This window comes from Pseudomonas fluorescens (genome assembly GCF_018614655.1).
In the GTDB taxonomy this organism is placed as follows: Bacteria; Pseudomonadota; Gammaproteobacteria; order Pseudomonadales; family Pseudomonadaceae; genus Aquipseudomonas; species Aquipseudomonas fluorescens_BX.
This window is the reverse complement of the sequence record NZ_JAGGOG010000005.1, coordinates 200,924-219,351: the sequence shown is the minus strand read 5'-3', so window position 1 is coordinate 219,351 and position 18,428 is coordinate 200,924. Positions and strand designations below refer to the sequence as shown.

Sequence of the window (18,428 nt, the reverse complement as noted above, 5' to 3'; positions counted from 1 at the left end):
TCTGCATCCGTAAGTGAAGAAAACTTGTAGCCGCTGCCGAGGTACGAGGCTGCGATGCGTGTCCGCAGGACCGCCCTCGGGGGGCGCTTCGTCGGAATGCCGCACCAAAACCATCGCAGCCTCGTGCCTCGGCAGCGGCTACACGGGCAGGGTTACCAGCAAATACCTTCGGTACGGCCACTCACGCTGGTGGCTTTGGACATGAAGCCCACCAGGTCCACCACTTGTTTGCCGTGAGGGGCAAGCTGGGCCAGTGCGCGGAACTTCTCGTCGCGGTTACCGAGGATGATCACGTCGGAGTTGTTGATCACCGCGTCGAAGTCCGAGTTGAGCAGGGACGACACGTGCGGGATCTTCGACTCGATGTAATCCTTGTTGGCACCGTGGACGCGGGCGTATTCGACGTTGCTGTCGTAGATGCTCAGGTCGAAGCCCTTGCCGATCAGCATTTCCGCCAGCTCCACCAACGGGCTTTCGCGCAGGTCATCGGTGCCGGCCTTGAAGCTCAGGCCCAGCAGGGCGACTTTGCGTTTGTCGTGGCCGGAGATGATGTCGAAGGCGTTCTGCACCTGGGACTCGTTGCTGCGCATCAGCGAGTTGAGCAGCGGGGCTTCCACGTCCAGGGAGCTGGCGCGGTAGGTCAGGGCACGCACATCCTTGGGCAGGCAGGAGCCGCCGAAGGCGAAGCCCGGGCGCATGTAGTACTGGGACAGGTTGAGGGTCTTGTCCTGGCAGACCACTTCCATCACTTCACGGCCATCGACACCCACCGCCTTGGCGATGTTGCCAATCTCGTTGGCGAAGGTCACTTTGGTCGCATGCCAGACGTTGCAGGTGTACTTGATCATCTCGGCGACGGCGATGTCCTTGCGGATGATCGGCGCGTCGAGCTCTTCGTACAGCGACTGCAAGACATCACCGGAGGCGGTGTCGAATTCACCGATGACGGTCATCGGTGGCAGGTCGTAGTCGGCGATGGCGGTACTTTCCCGCAGGAACTCCGGGTTCACCGCGACACCGAAGTCGACGCCGGCTTTCTTGCCCGAGCAGTCTTCGAGAATCGGGATTACCACGTTGGCCACGGTGCCGGGCAACACCGTACTGCGTACCACGATGGTGTGGCGGGTGGTCTTGTCACGCAGGACAAAACCGATCTCGCGGCACACCGACTCGATGTAGTTCAGTTCCAGGTCACCGTTTTTCTTGCTCGGCGTACCGACGCAAATCATCGACAGGTCGGTGTCGCGGATGGCTTCGGCGAAATTAGTGGTGCCGCGCAGTCGGCCGGTTTGAATGCCCTGGCTCAACAGCTCGCCCAGACCTGGTTCAACGATGGGTGATTTACCTGCGTTGATCAGGTCGATCTTTTCCTTGGAGATGTCTACGCCGACCACTTCGTGGCCCCGTGCAGACAGGCAACCGGCACAGACTGCGCCAACGTAACCCAAACCAAATATGCTGATGCGCATCGCATTTACCTCTGTGTTTAATCATGCCATTAGATGGCTGGAGTTCATGTTTTAGGCGTCACTCATGCACTAGCAAGTGCGGCGAATAGGCGCCGATCTGCCATGTACAGGCATACTAAAAATCGAGTGACTAACTAATGCACTCAAGTTGTGCGCAACTTGGCCTTGTTATTCGGGCCTGCCCTGAAATGCAGCCAGCCTTCCTGGGGGGAAGCCTCTGGCGCCAGTGCCGCAAGGGCTTGGTACTCACTATAATTCTATGAATATCAAGTGCTTGGGTTTTCTCACTGGCCATATAGGGAAGCTCAGCCTTGGCCTTATAGGAGATAGCAATGCAGCGTTATCGCCTACCCTCAACTAGATAGCTGATTATTCGACCGTTGAGTCAAAGTTAATATGACAACTTTGTTTCTGCTCTTGGGTCACGGTGTAAGTCATCTCGTACAAGAACAGAGATAATCGTTACCGGTGGTATGAGCGGCACTTTGGGGCATAGTTCCTAGCCGCTCATCCTGTTTCTCGAAATTTTTTGAAATATAAGCAAAGATGGCACTAGTACTATATTGATGGCACTTGTTATTTTGGCGCGTAGTTATGGGGTGCTGAGTGAGGGGTATAGTTTTATGCCACTACTGTTTGAAAAAAATGGTGCCACTACGAAAAAAACTGACGAGTGTCGAGTGAAAGAATCGTTAGGAATTTTGAGGCATGGTTTTTGGCGCCAAATAAGTGACGATTTGAGGGCGGAGTACGGAAAAATGTGGGAGCGGCGGTGCGACGATTCGACGTGCTCCCACATTTGGTCCTGGGTGTTCTTGCGGCCTTATTCCGGTGCGTGATCGCGCAAAAACACCAGGTTGTCCGGCTTGGACTGCTCCGCATTGAAGCGGTAACCCTGCACGTCAAACTGCTTGAGTTGGGCTGGATCGTTGATGCGTTCTTCAATCACAAAGCGGCTCATCATGCCCCGGGCTTTTTTCGCGTAGAAGCTGATGATCTTGTACTGGCCGTTTTTCAGGTCCTTGAACTCGGTATTGATGATCCGCGCGTTCAAGGCTGGGCGTTTGACCGCTGAGAAGTACTCGTTGGAGGCCAGGTTGAGCAGTACGTCATCGCCTTGTTCGGCCAGGGCTTCATTGAGCCACTCGCTGATACGGGTGCCCCAGAAGGCGTACAGGTCCTTGCCACGGGCGTTGGCCAACTTGGTACCCATCTCCAGACGGTACGGCATCATCAGGTCCAGCGGGCGCAGCAGGCCATAAAGGCCGGAGAGCATGCGCAGGTGTTTCTGGGCGTAGGTGAAGTCGGCGTCCTTGAAGGTCTGGGCATTTAGCCCGGTGTAGACGTCGCCCTTGAAGGCCAGCAGTGCTTGCTTGGCGTTTGCCTGGGTGAAGGCGGGGGTCCAGCTGCCGAAGCGTGCTGCGTTGAGGCCGCCGATCTTGTCGGAAACATGCATCAACTCGCTGATCTGCGCCGGGCTCAGCTCGCGCAGTTGCTCGATCAATTCCTGGGAATGGTCGAGGTATTGCGGTTGGGTAAAGTGCTGGGTCACCGGCGGGGTGTCGAAATCGAGGGTTTTGGCTGGGGAAATCACCATCAGCATGAAGTCGTCTCCTGTAATCGTGGGGGGATTCTAGGGGGTAGGGCGGTTTGACTCCACCTATGATGGTGATAGATGGGTGTGTACATATCCGTTACTGCGGTTACGGCTGCTGTTGGTTCCGCCCTTACGGCGGGTCACTTTTGGAAAAGAGCCCGGAATGCCGGCCCAGCCAAAAGTAACCAAAAGGGCTCTTGCCCCACCACTCGGCACCTCGCCTAGGCTCGGTGTGCCCGCACTCCGGCATTGCTCCGTGGGCCCGCCGCGATCGGCCATCCAGAGTGGTAGAAGCAAAGGCAAGGGCCAGAGCGAAAGCAGATCTGCTTTTCTGTGGGAGCTGGCTTGCCTGCGATGGCATCACCTCGGTGTTCCTGAAAGACCGAGTTGCCTGCATCGCAGGCAAGCCAGCTCCCACAGTAGACCGTGCCCACTTTTGATTTTGCCTTCGCTTCACACCACTCAAGCCGGCCGGTAGGCCGCTGTGTTCTTGATCTGCTTTTGACTTTGATCTTAGGCGCCCCGTTAAACCACGATGGCTGAACGTAGGCATTGGTCCGTGGGTAAACCGGCAGGACGCCGGTTTAGCCGCACTGGGCCAGGGATGGCCCATTGCGGCGACCCACGGAGCAATGCCGGAGAGAAGGCACACCGAGCCCTGGCGAGGTGCCGAGTGGTGGGGCAAGAGCGTTTTGCTTATTTTGCCGCTTTTGCAAAGTGAGTCGCTGTAAAAGCGAAACCAACAGCAGCCGTTACCGCAGCAACGGATATGCACACCAACCCAACCCAACCGCCTGATCAGCTATAGTGCCCGACGACTCAGAATAGAGAGACCCTTCGTGCGAATCGCACTCGTATTGTCAGCCTGGCTACTCTGCCTGACGGCCCAGGCGGCCCCGGTAGATGTGGCCAGCCTGGACCGCAACACCTGGCCCGAAAAGCTCAGCAGCCCAGCCCTGTTCGACGTCGCGTCCCGCGCAGAAATCCTGATGTTCGCCCATGTCCTGCTGGCCAGCGAAGCCCTGGATGAACCCGCGCTCAAACAGCACCTGGGCCTGAAAAATATCAACCTGGCATCTATTGATGACCTGCGCCGTCAGCTGTGGCAGCGATTGCTGGATAACTACACATTCGCCCAGCAAAGCTGCGAGCAGGACGCCTCGTTCTGCTACCTGGTAGAAGACATGGACGACCTGCGCGAGCAGGCCGGCAAGTTCGCGGTCAGCGACAACTCCTTCTATATAGGCTGGGCCGCACCCAGCCGGGCGTTCCATGAACGCTACCTGGAGGAACAGTTGCGCAAGGCCGCGCTGTTCCCGCAGATCAGCAGCGAGATTGCCCGCTTCGGCGACCATGAACGTAATGGCGATGAACTCAACGACCGGTTGTTTTTGCTGACTTTCGATGGCGGCCCTGCACCGCTCAGCGGCAACACCGACTGGCTGGCCGATTACCTGCGCAAACAGAAAATGCACGCCACGTTCTATGTCCTCGGCAACAGCCTGCAGACGCGTCTGGAAAAGACATCGCCCGCGGATGTGCAGCGGCTTTATCAGGGGCAGTGTGTCGGCCTTCAGGGTTGGCAGTACCGCTCTCATAGTCATTGGGTGGATTGGCAAAGTTCTATCACCCGCAGCGCCAGTCTGGTGCAGAACCTGTTGCCGGAGAACTATGTGCCGTTGTTCCGTCCGCCTTACGGCCAGCGCCGCGCCGACAGTCAGGGATTCTTCCAGTCCCAGGGGCTGCAAGTGGCGCTGTGGGACATCGATTCGGAGGACGAAGCGGGGAAGCTCAAGGCTGATGAATCCGCCCAGCGGGTGCTGACGTTGATGCTGCTGTGGCGTCGAGGGGTGATTGTTTTTCATGACGCCCAGGACAAGGCGCGGGTGGCATTACCCTGGCTGTTGCAGGCGACGGCTGAAAGTGGACTTGGTTGGCAGGATTGCCGGGAAGCGTTTCGCTGAAAATGACAAAACGCCCGGCCCTGTTGGGGCTGAGGTTTTTTGAGGTGAAAATTGGGAGATATTTCGATACAGGCGGACTTCCGACTTTAACGGTGCTTGGGGCGCTCGCCTAGTGCTATTCGTCATCCTGAAAAATAAACTTCAAAAAAACGTCAAAGTGCTTTTTCCTGTCATGGGTTTTGCGGTATTACGAAGACAGACCGCCGAAACCTGCAACACAGGTGGCGTCTTCCAAGACACCTCTTGTGTGCACCGCACTTGACGCCCCTCAGGTGCGTTTGATGGTCAAATCGAGGCGCAGCACTGTCGTGGTATTGCGTCGACTGGCTCCCACAAAGGTGACCGAGTATGGATGATCATGGACGTAACCCTTCTTCCAACCAGCCAATCCTTTATGTGCTTGATACCAACGTATTGATCCACGATCCAAACGCGTTACTTAATTTCGAAGAACACCACGTCGCCATTCCGATGATCGTGCTCGAGGAGCTCGACAAACTCAAAAGCGGGCACCACAGCGTTGCCGCCGAATGCCGCCAGGCCATCCGCCTGATCGACAAGACCCTGGGCGAAGCCTCTCCGGAGGACGTTGAACAGGGCGTGCCGATCCAGCGTGGCAAAAGCGGACCCAAGGGGTTGCTGTCGATCCTGATGAACAAGAGCCGCGAGCCCAACAGCCTGCTGCCGGAAAACCTCAACGACAACAAAATCATCAACCAGTTGATCGACCTGCATACGCGCGACAAGGACCTGCGCCTGGTGCTGGTGACCAAAGACATCAATATGCGCCTCAAGGCACGAGCGTGTGGGATCGCTGCCGAGGACTACAGTACCGACCAACTGGTTGACGACGTATCGATGCTGTCCCGTGGTTATCACACCATGACCGGCTCGTTCTGGGACCGCGTCAGCAAGGTGGAAACCCGTCAGGACCATGGCCGCACCTGGCACCAGGTACAGCTGACCGACAACCTGCCGGCCGTGCACATCAACGAGTTCATCATTGACGAACAGGGCTTCGTCGGCTGGATCAAAGAGATCCAGGTCGACAAGTTGCTGATCCTCGACCTGCATCAGGAGCCCCTGTTGCACCAGGAAGCCTGGGGCCTGAAACCGCGTGATATTTACCAGAGCCTGGCGCTGTATGCGCTGCTGGATCCGGATATCCATCTGGTCAACCTGACCGGTGCCGCCGGTTCCGGGAAAACCATCCTGGCCCTGGCTGCCGCCATCGAGCAGACCATGGTCACCAAGCGTTATCGCCGCATCATCGCTACCCGCAGTGTGCAGGGCCTGGACCAGGAAATCGGCTTCTTGCCCGGCACCGAAGCGGAAAAAATGGAGCCGTGGCTGGGGGCGATCACTGACAACCTCGAAGCCTTGCACATGGATGACGAAAACACCCATGGCAGCGTCGATTACATCCTCAGCAAAGTGCCGTTGCAGTTCAAATCCCTCAACTACATTCGAGGTCGCAGCTTCCAGCAAAGCCTGATTCTGATCGATGAATGCCAGAACCTCACACCGCACCAGATGAAAACCATCATCACCCGTGCCGGCGCCGGTTCCAAAGTGGTGTGCCTGGGCAACCTGGCACAGATCGACACCCCTTACCTGTCCGCGACCAGCTCCGGGCTGACCTACCTGACAGAGCGCTTCAAGGACTTCCCCAACGGCGTGCACATCGCCCTGCAAGGAGTCCCACGTTCGATTCTGGCCGAATACGCCGAGTCGCATCTGTAACCCTCCTCGCTGCAGTTAGCGGTTAAAAGCCGCAAAAAACCCGGATTTCTCACGAAGTCCGGGTTTTTGTTTTGTGCAAGGTTTGTCGGTGTTTTACGGGCCAAGGGTGCTTGTGGTCTGTGTATTTATTTTGTTACATTTTTTGTCGCCGCAAACAGGCGGCACCCAAAATAAAAACACTGCGTGACCCCGTCGGAAAACTACCTCATTGATTCGACGACGTTTTGAAGCCCCATCGTTGGTCTTCAACGTGATCCTGCCTATTACAAAAAGCCCGATACATCGCTCATTGACGACGCACATATCCAAAGGGAAAGGAAAATGGACGTAGCAGGTAATGGCTCCACTCTGTCTCAACGCAAACACGCCGCACGCCTCAAATCGATACCCCTGACCCCCATCGCGCTCGGGCTGGCCTTATGGCTGGGCCAGGGGCCAATGGCCTGGGCAGACGACAGCAACCCTTACACCTCTCAGGTGCTGGAGTCAGCCTTCAGGAACGCCGTTTCATCGTTTGGCCCCGACACCGATGTCTACAAGAATCTGCGGTTTGCCTATCCGGATATCGTGGATCTGGCCGCCAAGGACTTCGCCGCCCAGTCCGGCCAGTTCGATTCGGCCCTCAAGCAAAACTACGAGTTGCAGCCAGAAAACCTGACCATCGGCGCCATGCTCGGCGACACCAAGCGGCCGTTGGACTATGCATCGCGCCTGGATTACTACCGCAGCCGGCTATTCAGTAACAGCGGTCGCTACACCACCAATATTCTCGATTTTTCCAAAGCGATCATCGCCAATCTGCCGGCCGCCAAGCCCTACACTTATGTCGAACCGGGTGTCAGCAGCAACCTGAACGGGCAATTGAACGCTGGCGTCTCCTGGGCCGCCGCCACCCGTGACTGGAGCGCCAATGCGCAAACCTGGAAGACCCCGGAAGCTCAGGTCAACTCCGGTCTGGACCGCACCAACGCATATTACGCCTATGCCTTGGGCATGACCGGCAAGGGTGTGAACGTCGGCGTGCTGGATTCAGGCATCCTCACCGAACACTTCGAGTTCCAGGGCAAGAATGCCCAGGGTCAGGACCGTGTGCAGGCGGTGACCTCCACCGGCGAGTACTACGCCACCCACCCTCGTTACCTCCACGACACTCCCGATGGCGAGTTTCAGAAGGGCGAGCGCTTCAGTATTTCCGGTGAATACGACCCGGTCATCAACGATGGGCACGGCACGGAAATGTCCGGCGTGTTGGGCGCCAGCCGCAACGGCACCGGCATGCACGGCATTGCCTTCGACGCCAACGTGTTCGTTGCCAATACCGGCGGCACCGATGACAACCGCTTCCAGGGCTCCAACGACCTCGACTACAACGCGTTCATGGCCAGCTACAACGCCCTGGCTGCGAAGAACGTCTCGATCGTCAACCAGAGCTGGGGGCAGAATTCGCGCAACGACGTGGAGAACCACTTCGGCAACGTCGGCGACAGCGCGGCGGATAATTTGCGGGACATGACGGCCGCTTATCGCCCGTTCTGGGACAAGGCGCACGCCGGGCAAAAGACCTGGATGGACGCCATGGCCGACGCCGGGCGGCAGAACACCTTTATCCAGATCATCTCGGCGGGGAACGACAGTCACGGCGCCAACCCGGATACCAATGCCAACCTGCCGTTCTTCAAGCCTGATATCGAATCCAAATGGCTGTCGATCACCGGCTATGACGAGACCAGCGCCCAGGTGTACAACCGCTGCGGCACGTCCAAGTGGTGGTGCGTGATGGGGGTTTCGGGTATCCCGTCCACCGGGCCCGAGGGTGAGATTATCCCCAACGCCAACGGTACGTCAGCCGCTGCGCCAAGCGTTTCCGGGGCGCTGGCCCTGGTGATCCAGCGCCTCCCCTACATGACCGCCACCCAAGCCCGTGATGTGTTGCTGACCACCTCCAGCCTGCAGACGCCGGATGGCCCGGACACCCCCGTTGGCAACCTGACCGGTGGCCGAACCTACGACAACCTGCAACCGGTACACGATGCTGCGCCTGGCACGCCGCAAGTGCCGGGCGTGGTCAGCGGCTGGGGCTTGCCCAACCTGCAAAAAGCCATGCAGGTCCCGGGGCAATTCCTTGGCTCGGTGGCCGTGGCATTGCCCACCGGCACTCGGGATATCTGGGCCAACCCGATTTCCGACGAGGCCATCCGCGCCCGTCGTGCAGAAGACACCACTGAGCAGGCGACCTGGGCCGCTACCAAGCAGCAAAAAGGCTGGCTCAATGGCTTGCCGGCCAATGCCTCGGCAGATGACCAGTTCCAGTACGAAATCGGCAGCGCGCGGGAACAGGCAACCCTGGCGCGCGGCAAAGACCTGCTCACCGGCAACACCTACGTCGGCAGCCTGGCCAAGTCGGGTGACGGCGAGCTGGTCCTCGACGGCCAGAACACCTATTCGGGCAGCACCTGGATACGCGGCGGCAAGCTGTCGGTGGACGGCTCTCTGACATCTGCCGTGACGGTGGATGGCAGCGCCGTGGGCACGCGTAACGCGGATAACGGCGTGGTCACCACTCAGGGCGGCACACTGGCCGGCAACGGCAAGGTGGGCACCCTGACCGTCAACAGCGGCGGCAGTGTCGCGCCGGGTCATTCAATCGGCACACTGAACACCGGCGATGTCACGTTCAACCCGGGCTCAGTCTATGCCGTCGAAGTCGGTCCCAACGGGCAAAGCGACAAGATCCAGAGCAGCGGCGTAGCCACTCTTAACGGCGGTGTAGTGACGGTGTCCCTGGAGAACAGCCCCAACCTGCTGTCCGCCACCGAGGCTCGCAGCCTGCTGGGGCAGCAGTTCAACATCCTCAGTGCCAACCAGGGCATCAATGGCCAGTTTGCGGCCATCTCGCCCAACTACCTGTTCATTGGCACCCAACTGAACTACCAGCCGAACCTGCTGACCCTGGCGGTGGCGCGCAACCAGACGACGTTCGCCAGCGTCGCGCAAACCCGCAACGAACGCGCCGTGGCGGCAGTGGCTGACACATTGGGCGCCGGCAACCCGGTTTACGAAAGCCTGCTGGCGTCGGACTCGGCTGCTCAGGCGCGGGACGCGTTCAAGCAGTTGTCGGGGCAACTGCACTCGGACGTGGCAGCGGCGCAAATGGCCGACAGTCGCTACATTCGTGAAGCGGTCAATGGTCGGCTGCAACAAGCCCAGGCGCTGGATTCCACCGCGCAGATCGAGACCCACGACAACGGTGGCTGGGTGCAACTGCTGGGTGGTCGCAGTAACGTCAGTGGCGACAACAATGCCAGTGGCTACACCTCGTCCACCAGCGGTGTGCTGCTGGGCCTGGACACGGATGTAGGCGATGGCTGGCGCGTGGGCGCCGCCACCGGTTACACCCAGAGCCACCTCAATGGCGAGTCGTCGGCGTCGGCGGACAGCGACAACTATCACCTGTCGGTCTACGGCGGCAAACGCTTCGATGCGATTGCCTTGCGCTTGGGCGGCGCCACCACCTGGCACCGTCTGGACACTTCGCGGCGCGTGGTTTACGCCAACCAGTCGGACCATGAACGCGCCGATTACAGTGCACGCACCGATCAAGTGTTTGCTGAGATCGGTTACACCCAGTGGACTGCGTTCGAACCCTTTGCCAACCTGACTTACCTGAACTACCAGAGCGACTCGTTCAAGGAGAAAGGCGGCGCCGCGGCCTTGCATGCCAGCAAGCAAAGCCAGGATGCGACGCTCTCCACCCTGGGCCTGAGGGCGCATACTCAACTGCCGGTCAGCAGCACGTCGGCGGTGACCTTGCGTGGCGAGCTGGGCTGGGCACATCAGTTCGGCGATACCGATCGTGAGGCTTCGCTGAAATTCACCGGCAGCGACAACGCCTTTGCGGTCAATAGCGTGCCAGTGGCCCGCGATGGCGCGATCATCAAGGCCAGCGCGGAAATGGCCTTGACCAAGGACACCCTGGTGTCCTTGAACTACAGCGGTTTGCTGTCCAACCGTGGCAACGACAACGGGATCAACGCCGGATTCACCTTCCGCTTCTAACCCAGGCTGAACCCTGTAGCCGCTGCCGAGGCACGCGGCTACAGGTCAGTGCGTCCCTTCCTTCATTTGATAAACAGCCCTGCGCAAATTTGACTCACGGGTTTACAATTGCGGCTCCTGATCAGGAGTATCCCTGTGCTGACTCATCTCGATTCCCAAGGTCGCGCCCACATGGTCGACGTCACTGAAAAAGCCGTGACGTTCCGTGAGGCGGTGGCCGAAGCGCGGGTGCGTATGCTGCCCGACACCCTGAAAATGATTGTCAACGGCGCTCATCCCAAGGGCGACGTATTTGCCGTGGCCCGAATCGCCGGGATCCAGGCGGCGAAAAAAACCAGCGACCTGATTCCTCTGTGCCACCCGCTGATGCTGACGGGCGTCAAGGTTGAGCTCAGTGCGGACGGTGTGGATGCCGTGCATATCGTTGCCCGCTGCAAGCTCTCCGGCCAGACCGGTGTAGAGATGGAAGCGTTGACGGCGGCCAGTGTTGCCGCGCTGACGATCTATGACATGTGCAAGGCTGTGGACCGTGGCATGACCATCGAAAACATTCGCCTGTTGGAAAAACTGGGCGGCAAGAGCGGGCATTTCAAGGCGAATGAACAATGAGTATCACGGTGCTGTTTTTTGCCCGTTACCGTGAAGCCGTGGACCTGGACTCGCTGGAGGTCGAAGGCGACTTCGCCACGGTCGAGGCTGTGCGCCAGACATTGGCGGCGGATCCTGGCTTTGAAGTCCTCAACGAAACGGGCTTGATGTGCGCCCGCAATGAAGAACTTTGCACCCTTGACGAGCCGCTCACGGACGGTGACGAAGTGGCCTTTTTCCCCCCTGTGACAGGAGGCTGAACATGGCTATTCGTGTACAGGTCCAGGCCTTTGACCCCGGTGCCGAAGTCAACGCTATGCATGCGGCCAATGTGGGCGTGGGCGCGGTGGTGAGCTTTGTCGGTTACGTGCGTGACTTCAATGAGGGGCTCGATGTGGCGGGGATGTTTCTCGAGCATTACCCAGGCATGACTGAAAAGGCCCTGGCCAAGATCGCCGTCGAAGCCGAGCAACGCTGGCCGTTGCTCAAGCTCGAAGTGCTGCACCGCATCGGTGCCTTGGAGCCCGGCGAGCCCATCGTGTTCGTTGCGGCAGCCAGTGCCCATCGTCAGGCGGCGTTTGATGCCTGTGCGTTTGTGATGGATTATTTGAAAACCCGGGCGCCGTTCTGGAAGAAGGAAAACACTACCGACGGGCCACGCTGGGTGGAAGGGCGGGACAGTGATCATGCGGCGGCTGATCGCTGGAAATAATCCCTCCAGCACACAACATCGAAAGCCGTTGTAGCCGCTGCCGAAGAATGAGGCTGCGATGGGCTTGGTGCGGCATTCCGACGCAGCGGCCCCAAAGGTGGTCCTGCGGACACGCATCGCAGCCTCATTTTTCGGCAGCGGCTACACGTTCGCGAGCAAGCTCCATGCAGGGGTTAGAGAAGGCGTTTGGGCGACAACATCGCCTCGGTCAGTCCAAACGCCGCCAATGCCTCTGGCAACTTCTCCCCCCGCACCAACGCCGCACTGGCCTGGCCCATGGCTGGCGATGTCTGAATCCCGTAGCCGCCCTGGGCGGCAATCCAGAAAAAGCCGTCCACCTGCGGATCAAATCCGCACACCAGATCCCCATCGCTGACAAAACTGCGCAGCCCCGCCCAGGTCCGAGTGGGGCGGCGGATGGTCAGGGTGGTGGCTTGTTCGATCTGATAGATGCCCATGGCGATATCCAGCTCTTCGGGCTGCACATCATGGGGTTCTACCGGGTCGGCATTGGCCGGTGAGCCGAGGAACATGCCGGCGTCGGGCTTCATGTAGAACGAGCCGTCGAGGGCCGCCAGTTCCGGCCAGGTATGGATGTTCACCTCCGCGGGCGGGGCGAAGATGAAGGCGCTGCGGCGTTTGGGCTGCAGACCTATTTTGCGGGCTCCGGCCAACTCACCGATAGCATCCGCCCAGGCGCCGGCCGCGTTGATGATCACCGGAGCACTGAAGCGTTGTTGTGAGGTGCGCACTTGCCACTGGCCTTCGCTGTCGCGGGTCAGTTTTTGCACTTCGTTGTCGGTGTGGATTTCACCGCCGTTGCGCCGAATGCCGCGCAAGTAACCTTGGTACAGCGCGTCGGTGTCGATATCGCAGACCGTCGGATCATAGATCCCGCCATGGACCTTTTCCCGACGCAGGATCGGCATCATGGCCATCGCTTCATCGACGTCGAGCAAGCGGGTTTCAGGTACCAGGGCCTTGGCGCTCAAGTATTGGCGCTGCAATTCCTCGGGGTCGCCGATCAGGTCCACCAGCAGTTCGGCCCGGGGCGTGAGCAATGGGTGTTCGGCGAAGCCTGTGGGCGGATGATCGAAGAAGGCGCGGCTGCCCAGGGTCAGGGCACGGACTTGCGGGGTGCCGTAGGCGGCGATGTAGAGGGCGGCGGAGCGGCCAGTGGAGTGATAACCCGGCAGCGACTCGCGCTCCAGCACGATCACCCGGGCGTGTCGGGACAGCCAGTAGCCGGCAGATGCCCCGGCGATTCCGCCGCCGATGATGAGGTAGTCGGCCTGGTTCATACTTTCCTCCTGGAATGCAGACTTGAGAGCACTGAAACCAAATGTGGGAGCGGGCTTGTGTGGGAGCGAGCAAGTCGAATCGTCGCACCGCCGCTCCCACACAAGCCCGCTCCCACAGTTTATTGCATTCCAGCTTAAGGGCGTTTGCGCTCTACCGGGCGCAACAAATGCGTCGGCGGGGTTTCACAACTGATCTTGCGACCCAGCAAGGTCTCGATCGACGGCAACTGGTACGAATCATCTTCGCCGGCAAAGCTGATGGAGACACCCGCAGCGCCTGCACGACCGGTACGGCCAATGCGGTGTACGTAGTCGTCCGGCACTTCCGGCAGGGTGAAGTTGATCACGTGGCTGATGCCGTCGATATGAATCCCACGGCCCGCCACGTCGGTGGCCACCAGCACGCGAATCTTGCCTTCGCGGAAACCTTCCAGGGTCTTGATCCGTTTGTGCTGCGGCACGTCACCGGACAATTGCGCGGCGTTGACGCCATCACGCACCAGGCGCTCTTCGATGCGGCGCACTTCGTCCTTGCGGTTGGCGAACACCATCACCCGCTCCCAACCGTTGTCGTTGACCAGGTTGTAGAGCAGTTTGTACTTGTCGGCACCGGCCACGGCGTAGATGTGCTGTTCGACGTTTTCGCTGGCCACGTTCAGTGCTTCGATCTCGACGATGGACGGCTCGGTCGTCCACTGCTTGGCGAGGTTCATCACGTCTTCGGTGAAGGTCGCGGAGAACAGCAGGGTCTGACGTTCGTTTTTCGGCGGAGTCTGGCGAATGATCTGACGCACTTGCGGGATGAAGCCCATGTCTAGCATGCGGTCGGCTTCGTCCAGCACCATCACTTCGACCATGTCCAGGTGCACGTCGCCGCGCTGGTTGAAGTCCAGCAAACGGCCCGGTGTGGCGACCAGGATGTCGCAGTGGCGCGCTTCCAGGTGCTTGAGCTGTTTGTCGAAGTCCATGCCGCCGACGAACGTCATCACGTTGAGGCCGGTGTACTTGGTCAGGTCGGCGGCGTCTTTGGCGATCTGCACTACCAGCTCGCGGGTCGGGGCGATGATCAGCGCACGCGGCTCGCCCATGTAGCGCTCTTTGGGCGGCGGAGTTTGCAGCAGTTGGGTGATGATCGAGATCAGGAACGCGGCCGTCTTGCCGGTGCCGGTCTGAGCGCGACCGATAGCGTCTTTGCCCGCCAGGGTGAAACCCAGGACTTGTGCCTGGATCGGTGTGCAATACGGGAAACCCAGGTCCTGGATGGCGTGCATCAGTTCCGGGGCGAGTTTGAAGTCGTGAAAGCGGGTCTTGCCTTCCTGGGGTTCGACAGCGAAGTCTTCCAGTTTCCAGGGAATGACCACCGGTTTCGGTGCGCGCTCGCGGCGAGGTTTTTCCTGGCGCGGGGGTTCTACAGGCTGTTCTTCAGCGGCTTCTACCGATACAGGTTGGGTCACCGGCGGTTTCTTTGGCGAGGCAACAGGTGCGGTCCGGCCAGGCTGTTTACCGTCATTGCGGCTGCCGGGGGCATGGACAGGAGCGCTGGGAACTGGGGCGAGCGGCTCAGCCTCGCTTTTACCGAACATCTTCTTGAGTGCTTTGAGCACGGTCATCTCATCAATTGATTAAGGAATGTACGCCGGCCAGTGTAATGCAAGAATCGGGCGCGGCGTAGTGCGTTGGTCATACGGCTACACAATGTGTGGTTTTCAGCCCAGGCGCTTGCTCAACCAGTCGCCAATATCGCGTATCTCCTCGGGTAACACTTCGTGGCCCATTGGGTATTCCTGCCATGTGACGGTGATACCGCGAGTCTTTAAATGCTCAAAGGCGCTTCGACCCATGGCGTTCTGCACCACGTCGTCATATTGGCCATGCAGGCACAGCACCGGAATCCGTTGCTGGCTGGCAGACAATTCAAGCTCATCGCCGAAAGTAGGTGCGTAGGTGGAGAGGGCAATTACGCCACCCAAGGCGCCCTGCCATTTCAGGAAGGCGGTGTGAAATACCACGGCGCCACCCTGGGAAAAGCCGGCCAGGAAAATCCGCGAAGGGTCTATCCCGCCGCTTTTTTGCTCCTCGATCAGGTCAGTGACCATTTTGGCCGACGCCTCGAGTTCCTCAAGGCTGATGGAGCGGGCCGGACTCATGGCCTTGATGTCGTACCAGCTGGGCATCTCGTAGCCGCCATTAATGGTCACCGCACGGGTCGGCGCCTGGGGCAAAACGAAGCGGGTGGACAGCAGTTTTTCCTGTAGGGCTTCGGCTACCGGCAGGAAGTCGTAGCGATCGGCGCCCAGGCCATGCAACCAGATAACGCAGGCGTCTGCGGGCTTGGCGGGCTGAAGAATCAAGGGGTCGGTCATATCTGCTCCATTAATGTGCGTGCGCGCTGATTGGGTGCGTCGGCACGGTGCGCGACGGGATGATCTGTTAAGAAGATGTCGCAAGGTTGAATCTTTTTTGGTTGACCTGCGGCTGAAACGGCTCGCCCGGCAGTCTGGTACGGGGCTTGCTATGAGAACCCCGATGTCAACGCTTACCTCAGGCGGTAACACTATCAGTGACTGCCGCTTGAGGGATAGCAACTGGACTTACAGCGACAGTCTCATGCCGTTTGACCTCAAAAAAAGCCAACACAGGTCAATCTCGCCTCATAAGGGTGCGGCAGGGCTCAAGCTCCGACACAACAAGAGCAACTGGAGGTTTGAATGAAGGTATTGAAATCCACCCTGGCTATCGTTTGCGCGGCCGCCGTATTGGGTGTCAGTGGTTTCGCCCAAGCCGGCGCCACCCTGGATGCCGTGCAGAAGAAAGGCTTCGTGCAGTGTGGCGTGAGCGACGGTTTGCCGGGCTTCTCGGTGCCGGATGCCAGCGGCAAGATCCTCGGGATTGATGCTGACGTGTGTCGTGCCGTAGCGGCCGCCGTTTTCGGCGATGCCACCAAGGTCAAATTCAGCCAGTTGAATGCCAAGGAGCGTTTCACCGCGCTTCAGTCCGGCGAAGTCGACGTGCTCTCGCGTAACTCCACCTGGACCAGCTCTCGCGATGCGGGCATGGGCCTGGTGTTCACCGGCGTGACCTACTACGACGGCGTTGGCTTTCTGGTCAACAACAAGCTGGGTGTAAAAAGTGCCAAGGAACTGGACGGTGCAACCATCTGCATCCAGGCCGGTACCACCACCGAATTGAACGTCTCTGACTTCTTTCGCGCCAACAACCTCAAGTACACCCCGATCACCTTCGATACTTCCGACGAAAGCGCCAAGTCGCTGGAATCCGGTCGTTGCGACGTGCTGACCTCTGACAAATCCCAGCTCTACGCACAGCGCAGCAAGCTGGCCTCGCCGAAAGACTACGTCGTACTGCCGGAAACCATTTCCAAGGAGCCCCTGGGCCCAGTGGTTCGCCGTGGCGACGAAGAGTGGTTCAGCATCGTCAAGTGGACCTTGTTCGCCATGCTTAACGCTGAAGAGGCAGGCGTAACCTCGAAGAACGTCGAAGCTGAAGCCAAGTCCACCAAGAACCCGGACGTCGCTCGTCTGCTGGGCGCTGACGGTGAATACGGCAAGGACCTGAAAGTACGCAAAGACTGGGTCGTACAGATCGTCAAGCAAGTCGGTAACTACGGTGAAGTGTTCGAGAAAAATCTCGGCAAAAGCACTCCGCTGGAAATCGACCGTGGCCTGAACGCCCTGTGGAACAACGGTGGCATTCAATACGCACCCCCTGTGCGCTGATCGCTGATGGTTCTATCACCCGGTGGGCCAACCGCCGGGTGATGTTCTGTACCATTCTTTCTGGGGCACTCCATGCAAACTCAAATCGGCGCACCAAAGCAGAAGCTCAGCTTCAGCGATCCAAAAGTGCGTGCGTGGCTATTCCAGATCATCACCATTGTGGCGGTGGTCTCGTTGGGCTGGTATCTGTTCAACAACACGCAAACCAACCTTCAACACCGGGGCATTACCTCGGGTTTCGACTTCCTTGAGCGCAGTGCCGGTTTTGGCATCGCTCAGCATCTGATCGACTACACCGAATCGGACAGCTATGCCCGGGTCTTTGTGATCGGCCTGCTCAACACCTTGCTGGTGACCGTGATCGGTGTGGTCCTGGCGACCATCCTCGGGTTCATCGTCGGCGTGGCACGGCTGTCGCCGAATTGGATTATCAGCAAGCTGGCGACGGTCTACGTGGAAGTGTTTCGCAACATTCCACCGCTGCTGCAAATCCTGTTCTGGTACTTCGCGGTGTTCCTGACTATGCCGGGGCCGCGTGCCAGCCATAACTTCGGCGATATGTTCTTTGTCAGCAGCCGTGGCCTGAACATGCCGGCGGCGATTGCCGCTGACGGGTTCTGGCCGTTCTGGATCAGCGTTGTGATCGCGTTCGGCGCCATCGTGCTGATGACCCGCTGGGCCAACAAGCGTTTTGAGGCTACAGGCGTTCCGTTCCACAAGTTCTGGGCGGGCCTGGCGTTGCTGTTGGTGATTCCTGCGTTGTGCATGTTGGTATTCGGCACTCCCGTGCATTGGGAAATGCCGAAGCTTGCTGGCTTCAACTTCGTCGGCGGTTGGGTACTGATCCCCGAACTGCTGGCGTTGACCCTGGCCTTGACCGTGTACACCGCGGCGTTTATCGCCGAAATCGTGCGTTCCGGGATCAAATCCGTCAGCCACGGCCAGACGGAAGCCGCGCGCTCCCTGGGCCTGCGTCCTGGGCCGACCCTGCGCAAGGTGATCATCCCGCAGGCCCTGCGGGTCATCATTCCGCCGCTGACCAGCCAATACCTGAACCTGGCGAAAAACTCGTCCCTGGCGGCCGGTATCGGTTACCCGGAAATGGTTTCGCTGTTTGCCGGCACGGTGCTCAACCAGACCGGCCAGGCCATCGAAGTCATTGCCATCACCATGAGCGTGTACCTGGCGATCAGCATCAGCATTTCGCTGCTGATGAACTGGTACAACAAGCGCATTGCGCTGATCGAGCGGTGAGGAAACA

The 18,428-nt window shown here is 59.2% G+C and carries 13 protein-coding genes; 8 read left to right on the top strand and 5 right to left on the bottom strand.

Translation table 11 applies throughout. The annotated features are described in order from the left end of the window. Nucleotides 1-152 precede the first annotated feature (152 nt). The gene (locus J7E41_RS08745; protein WP_214991768.1) at nucleotides 153-1,469 is read right to left on the bottom strand and encodes a nucleotide sugar dehydrogenase; all 1,317 of its coding nucleotides are present in this window, start codon (nucleotides 1,467-1,469) and stop codon (nucleotides 153-155) included. Between the two features lie 823 nt (nucleotides 1,470-2,292). After that, nucleotides 2,293-3,072: a peroxide stress protein YaaA gene (gene yaaA, locus J7E41_RS08740; protein ID WP_214991766.1), complete on the bottom strand. Its 780-nt coding sequence runs from the start codon at nucleotides 3,070-3,072 to the stop codon at nucleotides 2,293-2,295. Nucleotides 3,073-3,905: 833 nt separating this feature from the next. Here yaaA and J7E41_RS08735 point away from each other — a divergent pair. The 6 genes from J7E41_RS08735 (at nucleotide 3,906) to moaE (ending at nucleotide 12,129) form a co-directional block, all read left to right on the top strand. Continuing rightward, entirely contained in the window at nucleotides 3,906-5,030 is a 1,125-nt protein-coding gene (locus J7E41_RS08735; RefSeq protein ID WP_214991764.1) for a polysaccharide deacetylase family protein, read from the top strand. Between the two features lie 348 nt (nucleotides 5,031-5,378). Beyond that, entirely contained in the window at nucleotides 5,379-6,773 is a 1,395-nt protein-coding gene (locus J7E41_RS08730; protein ID WP_214991763.1) for a PhoH family protein, read from the top strand. A gap of 321 nt (nucleotides 6,774-7,094) precedes the next feature. Further along, a complete protein-coding gene (locus tag J7E41_RS08725; protein WP_214991761.1) occupies nucleotides 7,095-10,829 on the top strand; it encodes an autotransporter domain-containing protein in 3,735 nt (1,244 codons plus the stop codon). A gap of 135 nt (nucleotides 10,830-10,964) precedes the next feature. Continuing rightward, a complete protein-coding gene (gene moaC, locus J7E41_RS08720) occupies nucleotides 10,965-11,438 on the top strand; it encodes a cyclic pyranopterin monophosphate synthase MoaC (RefSeq protein WP_214991759.1) in 474 nt (157 codons plus the stop codon). Beyond that, the gene (gene moaD / locus J7E41_RS08715; protein ID WP_214991757.1) at nucleotides 11,435-11,677 is read left to right on the top strand and encodes a molybdopterin converting factor subunit 1; all 243 of its coding nucleotides are present in this window, start codon (nucleotides 11,435-11,437) and stop codon (nucleotides 11,675-11,677) included. The genes moaC and moaD overlap by 4 nt, the downstream gene beginning before the upstream one ends. Before the next feature lie 2 nt (nucleotides 11,678-11,679). Further along, nucleotides 11,680-12,129 (top strand): molybdopterin synthase catalytic subunit MoaE, encoded by a 450-nt coding sequence (gene moaE, locus J7E41_RS08710; RefSeq protein WP_214991755.1) that lies wholly within the window; start codon nucleotides 11,680-11,682, stop codon nucleotides 12,127-12,129. A 173-nt stretch (nucleotides 12,130-12,302) separates the two neighbouring features. Here the strand turns inward: moaE and J7E41_RS08705 are convergent, their stop codons facing one another. From J7E41_RS08705 to J7E41_RS08695, 3 genes are all read right to left on the bottom strand, one after another. Beyond that, nucleotides 12,303-13,430: an NAD(P)/FAD-dependent oxidoreductase gene (locus tag J7E41_RS08705; RefSeq protein ID WP_214991753.1), complete on the bottom strand. Its 1,128-nt coding sequence runs from the start codon at nucleotides 13,428-13,430 to the stop codon at nucleotides 12,303-12,305. A gap of 134 nt (nucleotides 13,431-13,564) precedes the next feature. Further along, complete coding sequence (rhlB, locus tag J7E41_RS08700) at nucleotides 13,565-15,040, bottom strand: ATP-dependent RNA helicase RhlB (protein WP_214991751.1); 1,476 nt, start codon at nucleotides 15,038-15,040, stop codon at nucleotides 13,565-13,567. Between the two features lie 96 nt (nucleotides 15,041-15,136). Continuing rightward, nucleotides 15,137-15,793 carry an alpha/beta hydrolase gene (locus J7E41_RS08695; protein ID WP_214991749.1) on the bottom strand — a complete coding sequence of 219 codons (657 nt, stop codon included), beginning with the start codon at nucleotides 15,791-15,793 and terminating at the stop codon, nucleotides 15,137-15,139. A gap of 345 nt (nucleotides 15,794-16,138) precedes the next feature. Here J7E41_RS08695 and J7E41_RS08690 point away from each other — a divergent pair, with 345 nt between their 5' ends. Further along, a complete protein-coding gene (locus J7E41_RS08690) occupies nucleotides 16,139-17,167 on the top strand; it encodes an amino acid ABC transporter substrate-binding protein (protein WP_155581161.1) in 1,029 nt (342 codons plus the stop codon). Nucleotides 17,168-17,239: 72 nt separating this feature from the next. After that, nucleotides 17,240-18,421 (top strand): amino acid ABC transporter permease, encoded by a 1,182-nt coding sequence (locus J7E41_RS08685; RefSeq protein ID WP_214991747.1) that lies wholly within the window; start codon nucleotides 17,240-17,242, stop codon nucleotides 18,419-18,421. The last annotated feature ends 7 nt before the right edge of the window (nucleotides 18,422-18,428 follow it).